This is a genomic window from Paenibacillus sp. S150 (assembly GCF_019352175.1).
Classification (GTDB): domain Bacteria; phylum Bacillota; class Bacilli; order Paenibacillales; family Paenibacillaceae; genus Paenibacillus_AQ.
In genome coordinates, this window is sequence record NZ_JACBYI010000001.1 from 173464 (window position 1) to 193351 (window position 19888).

General features: G+C 51.5%; 16 protein-coding genes and 2 pseudogenes. 10 read left to right on the forward strand and 8 right to left on the reverse strand.

Annotation, left to right across the window (positions count from 1 at the left end):
- The first annotated feature begins 55 nt into the window (after positions 1-55).
- From HYD27_RS00640 to HYD27_RS00680, 9 genes are all read left to right on the forward strand, one after another.
- On the forward strand, positions 56-862 hold the full coding sequence (locus tag HYD27_RS00640; RefSeq protein WP_309241993.1) for an ABC transporter permease: 807 nt from the start codon (positions 56-58) through the stop codon (positions 860-862).
- 18 nt (positions 863-880) lie between these two features.
- Positions 881-1912, forward strand: a complete 1032-nt coding sequence (locus tag HYD27_RS00645; RefSeq protein WP_219210329.1) for a taurine ABC transporter substrate-binding protein — start codon at positions 881-883, stop codon at positions 1910-1912.
- A 19-nt stretch (positions 1913-1931) separates the two neighbouring features.
- A complete protein-coding gene (locus HYD27_RS00650; protein WP_219210331.1) occupies positions 1932-2762 on the forward strand; it encodes an ABC transporter ATP-binding protein in 831 nt (276 codons plus the stop codon).
- A 78-nt stretch (positions 2763-2840) separates the two neighbouring features.
- Positions 2841-3998 carry an FMNH2-dependent alkanesulfonate monooxygenase gene (gene ssuD / locus HYD27_RS00655; protein WP_219210333.1) on the forward strand — a complete coding sequence of 386 codons (1158 nt, stop codon included), beginning with the start codon at positions 2841-2843 and terminating at the stop codon, positions 3996-3998.
- Positions 3999-4012: 14 nt separating this feature from the next.
- Positions 4013-4807: an ABC transporter ATP-binding protein gene (locus HYD27_RS00660; protein WP_219210334.1), complete on the forward strand. Its 795-nt coding sequence runs from the start codon at positions 4013-4015 to the stop codon at positions 4805-4807.
- A 14-nt stretch (positions 4808-4821) separates the two neighbouring features.
- Positions 4822-5910, forward strand: coding sequence for an aliphatic sulfonate ABC transporter substrate-binding protein (locus HYD27_RS00665; RefSeq protein ID WP_219210336.1), 1089 nt, complete (start codon positions 4822-4824; stop codon positions 5908-5910).
- A 9-nt stretch (positions 5911-5919) separates the two neighbouring features.
- The gene (locus tag HYD27_RS00670; protein ID WP_228744850.1) at positions 5920-6771 is read left to right on the forward strand and encodes an ABC transporter permease; all 852 of its coding nucleotides are present in this window, start codon (positions 5920-5922) and stop codon (positions 6769-6771) included.
- Positions 6768-7571, forward strand: a complete 804-nt coding sequence (locus HYD27_RS00675; RefSeq protein ID WP_219210338.1) for an ABC transporter permease — start codon at positions 6768-6770, stop codon at positions 7569-7571. The genes HYD27_RS00670 and HYD27_RS00675 overlap by 4 nt, the downstream gene beginning before the upstream one ends.
- A gap of 32 nt (positions 7572-7603) precedes the next feature.
- Complete coding sequence (locus HYD27_RS00680) at positions 7604-9226, forward strand: amidohydrolase (RefSeq protein ID WP_219210341.1); 1623 nt, start codon at positions 7604-7606, stop codon at positions 9224-9226.
- Between the two features lie 44 nt (positions 9227-9270).
- Here HYD27_RS00680 and HYD27_RS00685 read toward each other — a convergent pair.
- The 5 genes and pseudogenes from HYD27_RS00685 to HYD27_RS00705 form a co-directional block, all read right to left on the reverse strand.
- A pseudogene (locus HYD27_RS00685) lies at positions 9271-9783 on the reverse strand (formylglycine-generating enzyme family protein); the annotation flags it as partial.
- Positions 9784-9886: 103 nt separating this feature from the next.
- A complete protein-coding gene (locus HYD27_RS00690) occupies positions 9887-10726 on the reverse strand; it encodes a carbohydrate ABC transporter permease (RefSeq protein ID WP_219210345.1) in 840 nt (279 codons plus the stop codon).
- 8 nt (positions 10727-10734) lie between these two features.
- Positions 10735-11646, reverse strand: a complete 912-nt coding sequence (locus tag HYD27_RS00695) for a carbohydrate ABC transporter permease (RefSeq protein ID WP_219210348.1) — start codon at positions 11644-11646, stop codon at positions 10735-10737.
- Between the two features lie 76 nt (positions 11647-11722).
- Positions 11723-13183: an extracellular solute-binding protein gene (locus HYD27_RS00700; RefSeq protein WP_219210351.1), complete on the reverse strand. Its 1461-nt coding sequence runs from the start codon at positions 13181-13183 to the stop codon at positions 11723-11725.
- Complete coding sequence (locus HYD27_RS00705) at positions 13180-14697, reverse strand: sulfatase family protein (RefSeq protein ID WP_219210353.1); 1518 nt, start codon at positions 14695-14697, stop codon at positions 13180-13182. Before HYD27_RS00705 ends, HYD27_RS00700 begins: the two co-directional genes overlap by 4 nt.
- Before the next feature lie 187 nt (positions 14698-14884).
- On the opposite strand from HYD27_RS00705, the gene HYD27_RS00710 reads away from it, so the two are divergent.
- A complete protein-coding gene (locus HYD27_RS00710; protein ID WP_219210355.1) occupies positions 14885-16645 on the forward strand; it encodes a sensor histidine kinase in 1761 nt (586 codons plus the stop codon).
- Positions 16646-16654: 9 nt separating this feature from the next.
- On the opposite strand, the gene HYD27_RS00715 is transcribed toward HYD27_RS00710, so the two are convergent.
- From HYD27_RS00715 to HYD27_RS00725, 3 genes and pseudogenes are all read right to left on the reverse strand, one after another.
- Positions 16655-18007, reverse strand: a complete 1353-nt coding sequence (locus tag HYD27_RS00715; RefSeq protein ID WP_219210357.1) for a response regulator transcription factor — start codon at positions 18005-18007, stop codon at positions 16655-16657.
- A gap of 183 nt (positions 18008-18190) precedes the next feature.
- Positions 18191-19177: a glycoside hydrolase family 43 protein gene (locus HYD27_RS00720; RefSeq protein ID WP_219210359.1), complete on the reverse strand. Its 987-nt coding sequence runs from the start codon at positions 19175-19177 to the stop codon at positions 18191-18193.
- Between the two features lie 352 nt (positions 19178-19529).
- A pseudogene (locus tag HYD27_RS00725) lies at positions 19530-19670 on the reverse strand (transposase); the annotation flags it as partial.
- Positions 19671-19888 lie beyond the last annotated feature (218 nt).

Consider the following 19888-nt stretch of genomic DNA (forward strand, 5'->3'; position numbering starts at 1 on the left):
GCCTGAATAAGGATAGGGATCATCCTGTCATACTGCCCGGGAAAGGAGTCATCAGGTGCCCAAGCTTGCAAAACTGAAGTGTTGGATTTCGAAGAAAATATCGATTGAGCGGCTGTTAACCATAGGCACCATTCTTGTTCTGTTTCTAATCTGGTTCGCCGTCACAGAGCTCAAGCTGGTGTCCGGGATTCTTGTGCCTTCCCCCCGAAAAGTATTTTCCAGCTTTGTCCAAATTCTGCAGGAAGGCTACAAAGACCATAGTTTGCTGACACATCTTACAGATAGTCTGATGCGGTTGCTGAGCTCATTTGTACTGGTCATCCTGACCGCTGTCCCGCTCGGACTGCTCAGCGGCTATAACTCTAAAATACGCGCCATCATGTATCCGCTCGTAGAATTCTATCGTCCGCTCCCTCCGCTTGCCTACTATACACTGCTAGTGCTGTGGATGGGAATTGAAGATTCCTCCAAGATAGCGCTGCTGTATCTGGCGGGCTTTGCTCCTGTGTTTATTGCCTGTGAATCAGGAGTCCGCAAATTGAAACAGGATTATATCGACGGGGCTTATACCCTTGGGGCAGACAGCAGGCAGATTTTCTATCATGTTGTTTTCCCCTCTTGCCTGCCGGATATTTTCATCGGTCTGAGAACGGCGTTCGGCGTCTCCTATACAACACTGGTGGCAGCCGAAATGGTGGCGGCCGTAACGGGCATTGGCTGGATGGTGCTGGATGCCAGCAAATTTTTGCGGAGCGACATTATTTTTGTCGGCATAATCATTATGGGCCTTACTGGAATGCTGATTGACGCCATGCTGCGGGCCATTGAACAAGCAGTGGTGCCGTGGAAAGGCAAAGAATAAAACCTGGGAGGAATTATATTGAAAAAAAAGCTTAGACTGTTGCTCACCGGCGGATTAGTGCTTGTACTCTCGGCGCAGCTTAACGGATGCGGCGACAGCAAGGAAGCCGGGGGCTCTGCAAAACCGGAATCGGTTACGATCGGTTATCAGGACATCCCCAATGATGAAATTGTCGCCAAAGCCAAGGACTGGTACGAAGATGCGCTCGGCGTGCCGGTCAACTTCAAAAAATTCGATTCAGGGCGGGATGTGAACACCGCCTTTGCTTCGAAGAGCATCGATATCGGCCTGCTCGGCAGCACACCTGCTTCCGTGGGCATCACTACCGGGCTGGAATATGAAGTGTTCTGGATTCACGATGTGATCGGCGCCGCCGAATCACTTGCGGTCAAGAACAGTGCCGGCATCAGCTCCATCAAGGAGCTGGCAGGCAAAAAGGTTGCCGTTCCCTTCAGTTCCACTGCACACTACAGCTTGCTGAATGCGCTGGAGCTTGCGGGTGTCAGTTTGGCGGATGTGCAGATTCTGGATATGCAGCCGAACGATATTTTTGCCGCCTGGCAAAGAGGCGATATTGACGCCGCTTATGTATGGAATCCAGTGCTGGGCGAACTGCTGAAGGACGGCACAGCCCTTACCGACAGCGGAAAATTAGCCGAACAAGGCATTGTGACCGCAGATGTCGGAGCAGTCAGTAAAGCGTTTGCCGGAAAATATCCGGACATTGTGGCCAAGTACATCAAGGTTCAGCAAAAAGCCTACGACCTGTATACCAGCAACCCCGATGAGGCTGCCGAAGCACTGGCTAAAGGCCTTAACATCGACAAAGCCGAGGCGCTGAAGCAGACGAATGATCTCATCTGGCTGTCCGCCAGTGAACAAATATCCGCCAATTACTTTGGAACCAGTGACAGCAAGGGGGATTTGGCCAGTATTCTGAAGGCTACTGCAGACTTTCTGGTGGAGCAGAAGGCCTTGGAGAAGGCACCGGAGCTGGAGGTCTTTAAACAGGCTATCGACTCCGGATATATAGAGCTTTCACTGAAATAAGGACGGGAGGTCTGGCTGCATGCCCATAACGGAAATGAACGCATTGGAGAAAAGTCCGGAGATTATTATATCCGTGGAGAAGGTGTCCCTCGCCTACGGGCAAGGCAACGGAGCAAATGTGCTGGAGGATATTGAGTTACAGCTGTATGAAGGCGAATTCGTTTGTCTTCTGGGACCATCCGGCTGCGGAAAAAGCACGCTGCTCAAAATTATTGCCGGCTTGATCGCCCCGACAAAAGGCACTGCTAGGATGGACGGTAAAAATATCAAGGGACCGGAACGGCATCGTGGAGTTGTGTTTCAGCAGCCCCCGCTTTATTTCTGGCTGAGCACCAGGGAGAATGTCAGATTTGGACTGAAGATGCGTAAAATTCCGAAGCCGGAAAGCTTGAAGCTTGCCGATGAGTATTTGCGCAAGGTCGGTTTGCAGGACTATGCACAGCATAAGCCTTATGAACTGTCCGGAGGGATGAAGCAGCGCGTGGCGATTGCCCGGGCACTCGTCAACAGTCCGCGCGTGCTGTTAATGGATGAACCCTTTGGCGCACTGGATGCGCTGACCCGCGAAGAGATGCAGGCACTGCTGCGGAATATATGGCGGGATACGGGATGCACGATTCTATTCATCACCCATGATGTCGATGAAGCCCTGTCACTGGGAACCCGGGTGCTAGTAATGTCAAGAACTCCCGGCCGCATTATCCAGGAGTTTTCCACCTCGTTCACCTATGGCATTACCGCTGAAAGCTCCAGCCGAACCCGCTATTCCCAGGACTTTCTGCAGCTTCGGGAAGAAATTCTCCAATTGATTAACAAGCAAAAGCTTTCTTCTGCCGGCAACCAGACTTAATCTGCAAAGGTGAAGTACTTAGCATATTCATAAACCAAGTATTCCAATATACAAAATGTAATTAAAGGAGGTCTCTGTGTGAATATATTCTGGTTTATTCCTACCTATGGTGATGGCCGATATCTGGGAACAGAAACCGGCAGCAGAGCGACATCACCCGGATATTACCGGCAAGTCGCCACTGCCGCCGACGAGCTTGGTTATGAAGGCGTGCTGATTCCCACCGGAAGGGGCTGTGAAGATGCCTGGGTCATTGCCTCTTCATTGATTCCCTTGACGAAGCGGCTCAAGTTTCTGGTCGCGGTCCGTCCGGACCTCATGTCTCCCACACTTGCAGCGCGGATGGCCTCTACCTTTGACCGCAGCTCCGGAGGCCGTCTGCTCCTGAATGTGGTCACCGGGGGCGATCCCGCAGAGCTTCAGGCGGACGGTGTATTTCTTAATCATGATGAACGCTATGAACGAGCGGATGAGTTCCTTACCGTCTGGCGGCAGGCCATCTCCCAGCAGGAAATCACCTTCTCGGGCAAGCATATCCAAGTCACCAATGCCAAAGTGCTGCTGCCCACAGTTCAAACTCCTTACCCTCCGCTGTATTTCGGAGGATCATCGGATGCGGCGCTGCATACGGCAGCCAAGCATATCGACGTATATCTTACCTGGGGCGAACCGCCTGAGCAGGTAAAAGCCAAAATTGCAGCCGTCCGTCGGCTCGCGGAGCTGGAAGGCCGGACCGTCCGCTTCGGCATCCGGCTGCATGTGATCGTCCGCGAGACACGGGAGGAAGCATGGAAAGCGGCGGAACGGCTGATTTCCCATCTGGATGATGACACCATTGCCGGGGCACAGCATGTATTTGCCAATATGGACTCCGTCGGGCAGCGCAGAATGGCAGAGCTGCATGGCGGGGACCGCTCCAGGCTGGAGATCAGCCCGGATTTATGGGCCGGTGTTGGTCTGGTCCGCGGGGGTGCCGGCACGGCTCTGGTCGGTGATCCCGAGACTGTGGCGCTGCGGATGCTTGAATATCAGGAGCTTGGCTTAGAAACCTTTGTGCTCTCCGGATATCCCCACCTGGAGGAAGCCTACCGGGTGGCGGAGCTGCTCTTCCCGCTGCTGCCGCTCGAAGGCTCCGCCGGCTATCCGGTCCAGAGTTCCAGAGGAGAGGCCGTTGCACTCGGGAACTCTGTGATTTCGAAATCCGTGGGGCACTCCAAGCCGCCTCAAGACCAATAAAGGGAGGTACGCTCATGGATTCGCACATCTTGCAAATCAGCGGCCTGAACAAAACCTTTGCCACTCCCCAGGGACAGGTAAGGGCTCTGCACAACATCAATCTGAACATCAGCGAAGGCGAATTCGTCACGATCATCGGCCCCAGCGGCTGCGGCAAGAGCACCTTGCTCAAGATCATCGCGGGACTGGACAATGCCTACGAAGGCGGGATTTTACTGAACGGGCAGCCCATCCATGGGCCCAGCATAGAGAAGGGATTTATTTTTCAGGAGCCCCGCCTGTTTCCATGGCTTACAGTGCAGAAGAATATTGCCGGCAATCTTTCTTTGAAGAACCCCAAGATTCGTCTCCGGGTGGAGGAATTGATTGAACTGGTCCGTTTGAAGGGTTTTGAGCAATCTTATCCCCGGGAGCTTTCGGGCGGTATGGCCCAGCGGGTCGCCATTGCCCGTGCGCTTCTGCGGGGTCCGAAGGTGCTGCTGCTGGACGAACCGTTCGGTGCACTGGATGCGTTCACCCGCTCCCACATGCAGGAGGTTCTGCTCGATATTTGGCAAAAGGACAGAACCACTATGCTGCTGGTCACTCATGATCTGGACGAGGCAGTGTTTCTTGGGGAACGGGTAGTTGTGATGAACGCCCGTCCGGGACAGATCCAGAGTCTCCAGCACATCCGGCTTCCCCATCCCCGCAAGAAGGCCAGTGCCGCCTTTGAGCAGTACCGGCGTACTGTATTAAACGAGTTCGAAAAAGTCGAAGACACAAGAACTGCCAGGCTTACCGCGCAAGACGAAGTGAAGATAATCTAAGGAGGATTTATACTATGAAATTTTTCAAAAAAAGCAGCACCTGGATAATATTGACCGCCTTGACCCTTCTGGTGGCAGGCTGCGGCAACAATGGAGCAAATGTCGCCGACTCCGCGAGTCCAACCGCAGCACCTGCAGAAGCGCCTGCCGCCGCTGAAAGCGCGGCACCCCCGGAATCCAAAGACTATGGCGGATTAACTGTGACGCTTGGCATTCAGCCCGGACCGGGTTCATATTCGCTGGCCCGGAGCAAGGGATGGTTCGAGGAAGAATTCGGGAAGGTCGGCGTTAAGGTGGAATGGGCTGAATTTCAGAGCGGCCCGCCGATGACGGAGGCCATTGCCGCCGGCCGCCTGGATTTCGCAGGTCTGGGCAATCTGCCGGTTGTAACTGCACAAGCTGCGGATATCGGCTTTACCGAAATCGCAACGATTATCGACGGGAAAAAGAATGTCGCCATTATCGTGCCTAAGGATAGCCCGATCAATACAATAGAAGAGCTTAAAGGCAAGAAGGTAGCCGTTGCTAAAGGCAGCAACGCTTTCAATTTCCTGTACCGCGGTCTGGACAAGGCCGGACTCAAGCCTTCCGATCTGGAAATCATCCAGCTGCAGCCCAATGAAGCACAGCCCGCCTTTGAAACCGGCGGTGTAGATGCCTGGGCCACCTGGGACCCTTCCATCACCACAAATATACTTACCGGTAAAGCAAGAATCCTGACCGACGGAGAAGCGCTTGACGTGCTTTCCCCTTCCTTCCTGATCGCCCGCACCAAGCTTGCCGAGGAGTATCCGGAATTGATCACCAAGTTCCTTAAAGTGTATCAGCAGGCCCATGTGTGGGAGGAACAGCACCAGGATGAAGCAGTCAAGCTGTATGCTGAGCAGTTTCAACTGGATGAGTCGATTATCAGAGCATTACGGGAACGGGTAACACCCGTGCATCTGCCGGTCAGCGATGAGATCATTGCCCAGCAGCAAGAAACGGCCAATTTCCAGTTTGAGCAAAAGACGATCCGCAAGCAAATCGATGTCTCTGAAGTAGTGGATAATCAATTCATTGAGCAGGCCATTAAAGAAGCGGCCAGCGAGCCGAAATCTTGAGGTGAACATATGCAGCAGCTAGGCCAGTTGAATAAAATGGAGAAAATCCCCAATGCTCCGCGCAAGGAACAAGGGAGCATTCTCCGCCGGAGGCGGTGGAAACCGGTTGTCAAGGGGCTTCTGCTGCCTGTACTTGCACTTATCGTATGGGAAATCGCCGGAACGGTAGGACAGATCAACCCTACCGTTCTGCCAACTCCCCACGTAATTGCCGAGGAATTCTATAATCTTGCCCGCTCAGGAGAGTTATATCTCCATCTGCGGATTTCATTATGGCGGGCTTTGCTTGGCTTTCTTCTGGGAGGCTCCGTTGGATTCGTGTTGGGCCTGTGGTCGGGCTTTTCAAAGTATGCGGAGAAGCAGATTGATCCTTCCATCCAGATGCTGCGGACCATCCCGAGTCTGGCCATTACTCCGCTGTTTATTCTCTGGTTTGGCTTTGGAGAATGGTCCAAGATTCTGCTGATTGCACTCGGAGCCTTTTTCCCAGTATATGTGAATACCTTTCTGGGAATCCGCTCCGTGGATGCCAAGCTGTTCGAGGTAGCGCGAATACTCGAATTTGACCGCAAGAGTCTGATTACGAAGCTGATCGTGCCGTCTGCCCTTCCCAATATTCTTCTGGGCATTCGTTTATCCATGGGTGCAGCCTGGCTTGGACTCGTAGTGGCCGAGATGATGGGCTCCAGCGCAGGAATGGGCTTCCTAATTATGGATGCGCGCTATTTCTCTATCACCTCACTGGTATTCGTAGGCATTCTGGTGTTTGCGATTGTCGGCAAATTGACCGATTCGCTGGTTAAGCTGCTGGAGAAGCGGCTTCTTCGCTGGCGTGACAGCTTTCTGGGGGAGAATTTATGAAAAAGACTGTAGACACCCAAGAAATAGGTTCCACTAAGAGCAGATTTCCGGATTCCCTGCAAGCCTGGGTCCTCCCTGTTGTTGTTCTGTTGCTGTGGCAGGGGACAGGCTCTTTCGGATTGCTGTCGCCATCGCTTCTGCCAACTCCGTGGGAAATTGGACAGCAATTTGCAAAGCTCGTCGTGAATGGCAAGCTGCTGCTCCATCTGGAAGCAAGCATTGTCCGGGCAGCAATCGGTTTTGCCGTCGGAGGACTGCTCGGGCTGCTGCTCGGGCTGGCTGCCGGATTATCCAAGCTGACGGAAGAACTGCTCGACCCTTCGCTGCAGATGATGCGTACGGTTCCGTTGTTATCCGTTATTCCATTGTTTATCCTCTGGTTTGGTGTGGGGCAATTGTCCCAGGTGCTTCTGATTGCGCTGGGAGCGTTCTTCCCCTTATATGTCAATACCTTTACCGGTGTTCGGGGGGTAGACCACAAGTTCTACGAGGTGGTACAGGTGCTGCAATATTCCAGATTGCAGCAGGTGTTCCGGCTGATTATTCCGGGGGCGCTCCCCAATATACTGCTGGGAATCCGCTTGTCTATCGGAATTGCTTGGCTCTGTCTGGTAGTAGCCGAACTGATGGGAGCCGGTTCGGGCATCGGCTATATGATCACGGAGGCCCGGATGTATTCGCAGACCGCCGTCGTATTTGTGGGCATCGGTGTTTTTGCAGCTGTAGGCAAATTGTCCGACTCCCTGGTTCGGCTGCTCGAATCGCGGCTGCTGCGCTGGCAAGAGGCTTATAAAGGATAATTCTAAAATTAGAAGAGAAAGGCGGATATCCTATGGCTTATCCCAATCAGATCTATATTAATGGCACAGTGCTTACCTTCAATAGTGAAGAAGCAACAGCAAGCGCGGTGGCAATCAAGGAAGATCGAATAGCTGCAGTGGGAAGCACGGAGGAACTGCTTGGTCTCGCGGGACCGGCAACCGAAATAATCGACCTGCAGGGAAAGACAGTTCTGCCCGGCTTTTATGAGGCCCACGGTCACTTTCCGTTAAGCGGAATACTGGAGGCATACTCCGCTCAACTTTGGAGTCCGCCACGCGGATCAATTCGCAGCATCCCCGAATTGTTGACGGTCTTGCAGGACAAGGCGGCGAAGCTTCCGTCGGATAGCTGGGTTACCGGTTTTGGATACGACCCTTCCAAGCTGGAAGAGAACCGGCATCCCAGCCGGTATGAGCTGGATCAGGTTTTTCCGGAGCATCCGGTCTGGATCACCCACAACTCGGGGCATATGGGTGTGGCCAACAGCAAAGCGCTGGAGCTGGCCGGCATTACGAAAGATTCCCCCGATCCTGCCATTGGCATCATCGTGCGGGATGGGGAGGGAGAACCTACCGGATTGATCCAGGAGAATGAAAATTTGATTCAGGCCTTTATTCCTCCCTTATCCTCGGAGCAATTCACTGAAGGAATCCGGGTAGCCAATCAAACCTATGTGTCCCAGGGAATCACTTCCGCCTTAATCGCGGTTGGCATAGAGCCGGAGCCGCTCGTGGATGCGCACAGCCGCGGCCTGCTTGATCTCCGGCTGATTAATGTTCCGCTATTTCAACCGGAACATGCTTCGCTGCAGGCTCCGTATGACTATGGTTCGGTCAAATCGCAGGGGGCGAAGCTGTTTCAGGACGGCTCCATCCAGGGATACACCGGCTGGCTCTCCAATCCGTATCACGTGCCATTCTCCGAGGATGATCCGCTCTACAGAGGATTTCCGATGCTGGAAAGAGAGGAGCTGGCCCAAGCTGTGTTCGCCATCCACTCCGCTGGAAAACAGGTAGTCATCCATGCCAACGGCGACGCGGCTATCGATGATGTGCTGTACGCCATCGGAGAAGCCCAGCGGCGGCGGCCGCGTCCAGACGCACGCCACAGAATTGAGCATGCCCAGTCCGTGCGTGAAGATCAACTGGACCGCATTAAAGAGTTAGGAATCACTCCTTCCTTCTTCAATGATCATGTCTATTATTTCGGCGATGCCCACCGTGACATTTATCTGGGTGAGGACCGCGCCCGCCGGATCAGCCCGCTCCGCTCGGCGCTGGAAAGAGGCATCCGCTTCTCACTGCACAACGATACGCCGATCACTCCGCCCTCTCCCCTGCATCTGGTATCGGTTGCGGTTAACCGGCTGACTGCCAGCGGCCGGGAGCTTGGCCCCGAATACCGGATCACGCCATATCAGGCCTTGCGGGCTATCACCATAGATGCCGCCTGGCAGGCTTTTGAGGAGAAAGATAAAGGCTCCATTGAGGCCGGCAAGCTTGCCGACCTGGTTATTCTAGCCGACAATCCGCTAACCTCCGATCCGCTGGAGCTGCATAATATCCCTGTTCTGCAGACGATTATCGGCGGTCGCCGAGTGTACGAACAGGAAGACATTTACACCGGAAATTGAACATCTATTTATTTTCTGTATTTTGATTATGGCTATGCAGGCATTTAGTCTGCATAGCCACATTGTTGTGAAACAGCTTCCAGATCCGCGGCACACCTGAATCCCAGATGTCCCGTTGAGCTGTCGGGCGTATTGCTTGAACGGGCAGCAACTCTGTACCGGTTGCAGTAGGATTCATGGCACAGGTAAGACCCGCCGCGGATTACTTTGCTCTCCGTTTCCGGGTGTCCGGCAGAGGCTGCCTGAAATGTATCCGCACACCATTCCCACACATTGCCCGCCATATTGTACAGTCCATAGCCATTCGGGGCATAAGCATCTACAGGCGCAGTTCCTTCATAGCCATCCTCGCATTCATTCTTGACCGGAAATTGCCCCTGCCAAATATTGCAGGCATGCTGTCCTTCCGGCATCAGCTCATCCCCCCAAGGATAGCGGTTCTGCACAAGGCCGCCTCGCGCGGCATACTCCCACTCCGCTTCGTTCGGCATACGCTTCCCGGCCCAATTGCAATAAGCTGCCGCATCATTCCACGAGATATGAATAACAGGATTGTCCGGCTGCTTAAGCGGCACCTTTAAGGAATTCCGCTGAACGGAGCAGCATGAGCAGTGCCGGAAATTCTCCATATAATGCATCCTCCTTGCTAAACTTTGCTGCTCAGGCTTTGACCGACCCGGCGAGTCCCTCTACAAAATATTTCTGAAAGCACAGGAAAACCAGCATGATGGGAACAAGGGAAATGACCGCTCCGGCGGCCATACCGGTGTAATCCACGGAGTGCTCGCCTGCGAACGAATACATGCCGACGGCCAGCGTGCGCAGCTCCGGTCTGTTCAATGTAAATACCAGCGGAACAAAAAACGAATTCCATGTGAAGATAAACTGCATGATTCCGGTCGTGGCCAGAACCGGTTTGGACAGCGGCAGCATAATTTGCCCAAAGGTACGTATAAACCCGGAGCCGTCAATTTCCGAAGCCTCACCGAGTTCCTTCGGAATGGTCTGGAAGAAGGTCATAAACAACAGAATAAAAATAATATGGGCCCCGGTAGATTCGACCAGAATCACGCCGCTCAGCGTATTTAAAAGTCCAAGGTGCTTAACAATCTGAAATACCGGGATAATTGTATATCCTTTGGGGATAAACAGAGCTGCGGCAAAAATAATCAGCAATGCCTTTTTACCCGGAAAGCTTACTCTTCCGAGAGCATAGCCGGCCAAGGCGCTTAGGCAAATAACAATGAGCACCGTTGCCACTGTAACAATTATCGAATTTTTGAGGTAAACGGAAAACTGCGCTACCTGCCACGCACGTACGAAATTGTCCCAGTGGAAGGTTTCCGGCAGCAGCCGCAAGCCGGAAGCAATGTACTCTGTATTCGTCTTGAATGCGGAGAATATCATCCATAGGAAGGGATAAATCCAAATCAGGCAGACCACTGTCAACAGAAGGTGAATAACAGCATGCCATCTATAGAAAGTCTTGATAAGGCTCATTCCTTTCCTCAGTTTGTCCGTTTGGTTCTTCTGCCGGCCAGTTGCTTCGCACCGCCAAGGATCAACGAAATGCCAAAGATCGTCAGACCGAAAATGATGCCCGCCGCAGAGGCATGACCGAGCTGGGGAAATCCTCCGCTTTCAAAGGCGTATCTGTAAATGTACAGATCCATCATATCGGTGGCAAAAAAAGGACCACCGCCGGTTAAGGTGGATGCAAGATCAAAGACATGGATTCCGTTCATTACGGTCAACAGCAGAATCACCGTGCCTATAGGGACCAGCAAAGGCAGCGTCAAATAACGCACGGAGCCCCAGAAGCCTGCACCGTCTATTTTTGCAGCTTCATAAATTTCCTCCGGCAGCGATTGAAGTCCGGCCAGCCAATAAATCATGATCGTACCGAATATTTTCCATACCCCGCTGCCAATCAAAACGCCCATAGCCGTACCGGGTCCGGCCAACCAGCCCACCGGCTCGCGAATAAGTCCAATGGCCATCAATATTTCATTAAACAATGCGTGCTCATTTCCAAAAATAAATTTGAGGACCAGACCCACAATCGCAGTTGTTGTAACCACCGGCAGGAACAACAAGGTTCTGTAGACCACCCGGCCTTTGAGAAAGGTCAAATTGACAAGCATGGCAGCCGCCAGTGTAAGCGGGAGCGCAAGGACAGTGATCCAGAAAATGTAAAACAGATTATTCCCGAAAGCGTTCCAGAAGGCTTTGTCCTGCAGAATGGAATGAAAGTTGGCCAATCCGACGAACTTTTGAAGCGGGCCAAACCCGCTCCAGTCATACAAGGCATAGACGTAGCTCATAATGATCGGATAAAGCGTAAATACTCCGAAAGCAATGAGCTGGGGCAGAAGAAACAGATATGCCCATGCGTATAGTTTATTCTTTCTTTGGTTCATAATCGCGGACCCCTTTGCCGGAAAGGCTGCAGCTGCAGCTGCAGCCGGTGGTGTATACGAGAAATTATTCAGCCGCTCACTTATACGGCGTAAATGGGGTCCACTCCGGAAATGCGTAGTCAGATTGGCTGATATTTCCTTTGTCCGCATTTACTTTGTCTATCGCTTCTGCGAATACTTTATTCGATTCTTCCGAAAGCTCAGTTAATTGCTGATTTAGATCCTTGATTTGTCCTGTTAAATACCCTTCCGCAATATCGGACAGAGTCGTCTTGGGCATTTTCCCGCTTGTTTCCACGACCACCTTCAGCGAATCCGGATTCTTTTCAAACGGACGCGGGATAAGGAGGAAGGTATCCTCTTGGATTTTCAACGCTTGTTCCGCAACCGGATGATTTACCTTCGTTGCTTCATTTATGGAGGGAACCGGCGAATATTCAATCCCGTCCCTGACCAGCTTGCTGTACAGATGGTCCTTCAGGAAACTCAGAAACAGCTTGGCTTCCTCATAGTGCTTCGTTGATTTGGATACGAACAGGGACACTCGTGATTCCCCTTGAAATGCTGCGTACTGGGGGGCTCCGTCTTTTGTTGGCAATGGAGCCACTCCATAGTTCTCCAGGTTTGCCGGATTCAGTTGTGAGGCGAGGAATGAACCATCCATGGTAAGCACCGCCTGCCCTTCCTCCATTAGGGTAGTGCCTTCACGGTAGGACATCACCAGGCTGTTCGGATGCAGCAGCTTTGCATCCTGCAGGGACTTGAAAAATTCGAGACCCTGTACAATTCCCGGAGAATGATACTCGTATTGGCCGGTCCTGTAGTTAAACGAATCATTCGGAGATACCTCAGGTGTAACAGCCGTCGCCATTTGAGTGATAATCGAGCTAAGGAAGCTCATTTCTTTAACACCGACAACCAGTCCATAAATCTTGCCGTTTGTATTGTCCCTTACTTTTTGGCTGAAGGCGTACAGCTCATCCCATGTTTTGGGAATATCGCTTTCTGTTAAACCCGCTGCCTGCAGCGCGGTTTTGTTATAGTACATCATCATGGATGGCCGCATCGGATTGAACAGCGGAAACCCGTAGGTATCCCCGTCTATTAAGGTATAGCCCTCGGACCAGGTACCTTCATAGTATTCCGCCTTCTCTTCAACCGTCAGCACATCGTTAATCTCATGGATCAGGCCAAGATTGCTTAGAAAGGATGTCGGCAAGTTAGGGTGGTATCCAAAAATATCCGGCAATGCTTCGCCCGAAATGGCAGCCTGGATCTGCGTCACATATTGCGGCACATTCGTATAGTTGACCGTAATATTCGGATATTGCCGCTGGAATTCCCCAATAGTTTCATTGATTTGATCTGTTGCTTCCTCCCAGCGTCCCCATACACTCAGTTCTACCGGGGCAGGATTATTTGCCGCCGCTTCATCTGAAGCGGCAGCCTCTTGCGGGCTCCCCTTCTGCGAGCAGCCCGCAAGACTCATTGCCGCCAATAACACCAGTATGAAGTAAATCGGTTGTTTTCTTTTCACTTTGCTTCCCCGTTTCCTTGTCGTTGAATTGAACTTTCATTTTTTCTCCGCCTGGCATGATCCCGGGGAACCGTGTCCGAGGTATGCAAATACCAGGTCAGCAGACGTGCGGACAGTTCCTCGCGCACAGACGAGAACTCAGGATCATTGTACACATTGGACAACTCTCCGGGGTCGTTCTTCAGGTCGTAAAGTTCGTTTGTCTCACCGGTTCGCACAACAAGCTTATAACGAGCCGTCCGGATCATCGTGCTGCGGCTTACGCTTTCCGGCTGCTCCTGCTGCTGCTGCGCCTTCGGATAATACATATTATCCTTGTTGTTCGCAAACCAAAAATCCCGTACAGGATCACCTTCGAAGCAGTGGGGTTCTCTGCGGTCATAACCGCCGTCGGCAAAGACAGCCCGGTCCGGATCACCGGAAGCTCCCAGCAGCTGCGGCACGAGAGACCGGGCAAAGTGATCATGTTCAGCTTCGATGCCGCTTAGCTCAAGTATGGTTGCCATGATATCGAACAATTCAACCTGCTCTTGCACTACATGCCCGGACTTATTGCCGGGGGTCCGTATAATCAGTGGAACACGGGTGAGCACATCCTCCATTCCGTTCGGCCACTTCTCCACAAGCCCGTAATCCCCCGCATAATCCCCATGGTCAGAAGCCACAATCACCGTTGTCCGGTCGGCCAATCCGCTCTCCTCCAGCGCCTTCATGAGTTGTCCGAACGCATAGTCCACGTAGTGGATCATTCCCAAATAAACAGCTTGAATCTTCTCGAAGGTATCGTCCTTTATTTCATGCAGCCGACGGTACCGGCGGATGTATTGATGGTAGGACGGCTTCCCCTCCAATTCGGCCGGACGCAGAGGCGGAAGCTCCTTGCCGAAGTAGCGGCTGTGGTAAGGCTCAGGCGCGAGGTAAGGCGCATGCGGCAAAAGAGTTGGCAGATACAGCATAAACGGCTGCCGCTTCGCTGCTTCGGATTTCAGGAAAGCCGAAGCTTGCCTGAAGGCTGCGGCCGTTTCCGTCGATTCTGCATTGTATTCCGTGTTCGGCTTGAGCAGAAAGCTGTGATAGCGCGGATCATCCGCAGAGAACGGATTGCTTTTCTTGAACGCCTCCATCATGCCAAGAACATTCTTCTCCGGTTCAGGATTTATATCTTCATCCACGATTTCCTGCAAATAATCCTCCGAATACAGATGGTTCTTTCCATACCATTTAATTTGATAGCCGGAACCCTTCAAATAACGGAACAGACTCGGCTCATGCGGCTGGAGCAAATTCCACAGCGTCCGGTGACCCGCAACATGCGGGTACAGCCCGGTCATAAGACTGCAGCGCGAGGGACTGCAGACCGGATTTTGTACATGGCACTGATCGAACCGCACCCCCTCATTTGCGAGCTTGTCCAAATTTGGCGTTTCTACAACCGGGTGCCCATAACACCCAAGACTTTCGGCGCGCATTTCGTCCGGGAAAAAGAACAAGTAATTCATTGGCTCTTGGCCCATATCCCCACCATACCTCTCGGAATATTAAATATTGGTTTGAGTATATCCCAACCTCCACAACCTAAGAAGTAGAATAATTTAGCGCTACGGGGGAATGTTTTAACCGGAATTAATTATTCCTATAAGATTAGTCAATTATATGACATAATAAATTTGATTTTTATTTCACAAAAGAAGGTGTACAGCCATGAAGCCATTATTCAGACGTCTCTCGTTAAAGAACAAGCTCTTTTCGCTTCTGCTTGTGTTCTCGCTTCTCCCAAACCTTCTTGTTTTTTTATCGTCACAATACTATTTAACAGGCTCGGCCAAAAAACAATCGGAGGATACCGCCTCCATTCTGCTGGAATCCGTATCCGCCCAGCTCAGCAAAGAATTTAATGATCTGCTGCAATCGGTTAATTCCCTTATCGTGAATTATGATTTTCAGCAATATTTAGATACAGCTGCAGATGATTATGCCCTTCAGGCCAGACAATTTTCCCAGTTCAAAGATAGCATTAATTCCATTCTGCTTGAAAAACCCGAGTTGGCAGGAATCCTCTACACCGATGCAAAGGGAAAGGTGCTCTATTCCTCCAACAAAGACTATTTAAAGTTCAGTTATCCCTGGAGTGAACTTGCAAATGATCATATAAACAAACCGGCTGCCCCCTATTTATCTCCACCTCATGAAGCCTCTTATATGCTGAACTCACCAACAGAGGTCATTTCACTTGTTATTCCAGTAAGAAATTTACGCTCAGGAGTATATGACTCCCTGCTCCATATGGAATATCAGGCCGATTATATCCGCCGGAGGATTGGCACCGGACTTGCTGAAGAGGTTGAGCTGTCGCTCTTTGACCGTTCTACAGGAACAATCGTAACGAACCGCAGCCTTTCTCCGGCACTGGAAGCCTCTTTACAATCCGGCTTGTCAGCCGGGGATTCAGAAGCCCTGAATTTTATGTCCGGCGACAGGAGTTATGAGGCTGTCCGGCATCCGCTCGGATATGGCCAATGGGAGCTGGTATGGCTGTCCTCGCTGAATGAGCTGTCCAGCGGTGTGCAGCATACTCTGCGTATGATTATAATCATTGCCGCTGTCAGCTTTTTCGCTGCCGCAATCATTGCCTATCCGATCATGGGATTCGTCTGGCGTCCTATGGACCGGTTAAAGGCCAGCATGCACCAATTAAGCGAAGGCATCTATCAGCCTGTACGAACGTTGGCTTCAGAGGATGAGATCGGCCGGGTAATTCTGACTTTCAACCGGATGCTGATCGACCTGAAGAAACTGGAACAAGAGGCTCTGGAAAGTCATCTGAAAGAGAAGGAACGGGAGCTTCTTCAGCTTCAAGCACAAATAAACCCCCACTTTCTGTTCAACACTCTGGAGGCCATTGATTCCTATTCGGACCGCAACGACGGTGAAGCCGTCAGCGAGATGATTCAGAGCCTGTCCTGCATGATGCGATATAGCGTCAGAAACGGCGGATCGGCTCCTTTGCAGGAAGAGCTTGATTATATACGCGAGTTCCTGAACATCCACCGGTATCGTTTCGGAACCGAAGTGGGCATGCTGTGGAACATTGATCCGGCTGCTATGAAGATCAGAATGATGAAGCTCAGTATTCAGCCCTTTATAGAAAATGCTCTGAAATACGGCTGGTCTCCGGATATTCCGCAGGAGGATTTTCAGCTGGAGGTCGCCGTAACCCTCCGGCCACCGGAGCTCGTGTTTACAGTCAGCGATACCGGAACCGGAATGTCACCGGAAATTATGGAAAAGCTGAATCTGCTTGCCTCCGCGCGTGGCGAAAGCAGCGATTCCTATTTCGCGGCCCATACGGGCATATCTAATGTATGCCGCCGTTTTTATCTTGCCTATGGAGACAAGGTGCAGGTTGCCTTAAAACCAAACCTTCCGCGTGGAACAACAGTTACCTGGACCATTCAACAGTAAAAGGAGCTTCTACTTGCCGCGAAGCTCCCTTGGGGTCATGCCGAATTCCTTTTTGAACAGCGACCGAAAGTAGGGATAGTCGGAGTATCCCGCCATAGCCGCAATTTCGCCGGCGGTTTTATTTGTTGCAAGCAGCAGGTCCTTGGCAAATAGCAGCCGGTGCCTGGTAATATAACTGACGAAGCTGAGGCCTGTGTGCTGCTTGAATATCCGGCTCAGCGTTACCGGATGCACATTCACCTGATCCGCAACCACTTCAAGGCTTAGCAAGGCGGCATCCGTCTGTTCAATGCACAGCAAGGCTTTGTCAGCCCAATGCTTGTCGAGCAAGGCTTGTTCCGCAGCCTCTTTCATTGCCCGGATGCTGGCCACAACGAGTCTGCGAAGCTGCCTTTCCAGCGCTTCCCATGAATGAAAACTGCCTGCCCACTGCTCCCAGTATGCACCATCAGCTTCAGCACCGGCCGCCAAATTATCTTTTTTGGTTAATCCATCATCAAGCAAGGTAAGCAGCTGCGAGCATTCCTTGTACAGTACAGGAAGCACCGGTTGACCGACAGCGGCTACCCATTCAGCGTACCATTTGTTCACAGCGTCCAAATCGAGCTGCTTCGCAGCTATCAGCAGGCGGTGGCAGATGCTGGCGCTTGTCCTGCTGATACTGGTATTCCGCTCCGTTTGGCGACTTCCGTAAAAGTTGGAGGCCAGCCTCTCATTCCACACCTTCAGAAAAGATTCAGCAAACGATTCAGGGTCAATAAAATCACCGTTCTCGCTCCTGCTTACGCTGCACACAATATGCTTGTTGACAAGACATTTAAAAATGACATCATCATCCTTATAGGACGCCTCTTCCAAAGGGCTGTAAAGACTGATTTTTTTTGGAAACCCCGATTGGGACCACAAATGGATGCTTATGCATTCAAAGTTCTCAAGCTTTATGGAATTCTGTGCAAGCGGAATCAGGTACGGCTTCAGCTGTTCCAGGAAACCTGATTCAAGCTCCCTCTTTGCGTTTGCAATCGCCTGCCGGAGCTGCTTGCGGTTCGCCGGCTTCAGCAGATAATCATCTGCACCAAGCTGCAGGGCACGCCGTGCATATTCGAATTCATGGTATCCGCTCAGCATTACGACCTTCAGAGTGGAATGACCCCGTTTAAGCTCCTGCAGAACACTAAGGCCATCCACACCGGGCATGCGAATATCAAGAAAGGCCAGATCAGGCATCAAAAATTGAATCTCGCGCAATGCGGCCTCTCCATAGCCCACATCATAAATCACAGCTTCCGGAGCAACCGATCCTATCTTTTGAATAATACTCTTGCGAACTTCCCTTTCGTCATCTGCAACACAAATCTTCATCTCTTCACCCCGTTGTCTTTCATGAATGGCAGGCAAGCCCCAAACGGTTCTGCAATAAAAAAAGACCCTGAACATTGCCTGGGCAAGCCCAGGCACAGTAACAGAGTCTCCGGTTGTCCGGCAGACAATCAAAAAGTTATTTTTATAGTAATATCATATGATTACCTGATATTAAAGCCAATGTCAAGCTTGGCCGTAAGGGTCTATCGTTTGAATGGTTCCGTCGGCATTATACTTAAGCTCCGTAAATTTGACGCAGCGTTTGTGATTGACGCCGCCCGACAGCGAGCTGTCATGATAAAAGAGGTACCATTTATCTTCAAACCGGACAATGGAATGATGGGTAGTCCAGCCGGTGACAGGAGTAAGGATGGTGCCCTGGAAGGTAAACGGACCCAGCGGGTTCCGGCTGATGCCATACACCAGCTTGTGTGTGGTTCCGGTCGAATAGGACAAGTAGTAATAATTATTGTATTTATGTACCCATGGCCCTTCAAAATATCTCCGTTCCTCGTCGCCGGCAAGAATCGGCTTCCCCTCTTCGTCAACAATCGAAATCTCTTGCGGTTTATTCTTAAACGACAGCATGTCCCCGCTCAGCAAGGCCACGCGCGGCCCCAATGCCGGCCGGTCCGCCGGCGGTCCGCCGGTTTGCAGCGGATCGAAGCTGCCGGTCTGCCACTTTTCCAACTGTCCTCCCCAGAGGCCTCCGAAATACATATAGGCTTGTTCATCTTCGTCAACGAACACGGCGGGGTCTATGCTGTAGCTGCCCTTGATGTAATTGCTCTCCGGCTTAAAGGGTCCTGCAGGCGAGGAGGCAGTTGCCGCTCCAATCCTGAAGATGCCGTCCTGATCCCGTGCCGGAAAGAACAAATAGTACAGATTGTTCTTATAGGCAGCGTCCGGTGCCCAGAGCTGGCTTGAAGCCCATGGAATATCACGCAAGTGAAGAACTTCGCCATGATCTGCGACAGGAGAATCGAAGTTTTCCAGGGACAATACATGGTAATCCTCCATGGCATATTGATCGCCATTGTCGTTGTCCGGCCCATCATGATCCAGATCGTGTGAAGGATAGATATAGAGCCGGCCTTCAAAAACATGGGCAGACGGATCGGCGGTGTAAATGTGGGTTACCAGCGGTTGGTTGGGTTTGGGATGGTTCATCGAAGTGCACTCCTTATTCGGCTGATTTGTAATCATTGCAATCGTTTACATCTAACGGTACTATTTTATCCTATCCCGCTGTCCGCTCCTATAGTAAAAGTAAAGAACTTACCCCGGTTAATTACAGATAACTATTGCTCCAAACCGTAGAATTCAACTTTCCATTCTCCGTTTACTTTGATCATTTGCAGATCGACATATTGGTAGGTGTCCATCTCCTTATAGCGGATATTCCAATTACCCGTAGATTGTTCAGCCCAGGACTTTAAAGGGTAAAAAATTGCGTTAGGGATATCGATCTGGTGTAATTTATGGCTTTTGGGGGTTCATTTTATGATATTCAGGGGTGCAAAAAACAGTTAGAGGTGCGGAAATCCGGTCGTTGCCGTCCGGCCAGCCACATTAAAGAAAGGTTCTCCCGTACCGCTTTGGCGATTTGCCGGGAGGAATAGAGGCGCTGGGTGCAGACGTAAATAATGACTTTGGTGAGCATCGCGGAGCGTCCGCTCAAAAAGCCTGAGTATATCCTGCGTAAGTGGAAAACAGCTGCGCCGTCCTTGACCGGGCAGCGCAGCTGTTTGCATTTCAGGCGTAAGGCTGGCTGCTGAAGCCAGGCGGGCAGCCAAGCATTTTAGTGGTAAAAAGGATAACTAATCCACCGCATTCGGAGAATAGATCATCCTTAGTGGGAAAAAGTACAACTAATTCGGC

Bases quoted from the DNA above. Each gene is read 5' to 3' on its own strand.
- HYD27_RS00695 (WP_219210348.1), bottom strand. From the start codon at position 11,646: ATGAACCAAAGAAAGAATAAACTATACGCATGGGCATATCTGTTTCTT.
- HYD27_RS00670 (WP_228744850.1), top strand. From the start codon at position 5,920: ATGCAGCAGCTAGGCCAGTTGAATAAAATGGAGAAAATCCCCAATGCT.
- HYD27_RS00680 (WP_219210341.1), top strand. From the start codon at position 7,604: ATGGCTTATCCCAATCAGATCTATATTAATGGCACAGTGCTTACCTTC.
- HYD27_RS00720 (WP_219210359.1), bottom strand. From the start codon at position 19,177: ATGAACCATCCCAAACCCAACCAACCGCTGGTAACCCACATTTACACC.
- HYD27_RS00665 (WP_219210336.1), top strand. From the start codon at position 4,822: ATGAAATTTTTCAAAAAAAGCAGCACCTGGATAATATTGACCGCCTTG.
- HYD27_RS00715 (WP_219210357.1), bottom strand. From the start codon at position 18,007: ATGAAGATTTGTGTTGCAGATGACGAAAGGGAAGTTCGCAAGAGTATT.
- HYD27_RS00675 (WP_219210338.1), top strand. From the start codon at position 6,768: ATGAAAAAGACTGTAGACACCCAAGAAATAGGTTCCACTAAGAGCAGA.
- HYD27_RS00660 (WP_219210334.1), top strand. From the start codon at position 4,013: ATGGATTCGCACATCTTGCAAATCAGCGGCCTGAACAAAACCTTTGCC.
- HYD27_RS00690 (WP_219210345.1), bottom strand. From the start codon at position 10,726: ATGAGCCTTATCAAGACTTTCTATAGATGGCATGCTGTTATTCACCTT.
- HYD27_RS00710 (WP_219210355.1), top strand. From the start codon at position 14,885: ATGAAGCCATTATTCAGACGTCTCTCGTTAAAGAACAAGCTCTTTTCG.
- HYD27_RS00650 (WP_219210331.1), top strand. From the start codon at position 1,932: ATGCCCATAACGGAAATGAACGCATTGGAGAAAAGTCCGGAGATTATT.
- HYD27_RS00705 (WP_219210353.1), bottom strand. From the start codon at position 14,697: ATGGGCCAAGAGCCAATGAATTACTTGTTCTTTTTCCCGGACGAAATG.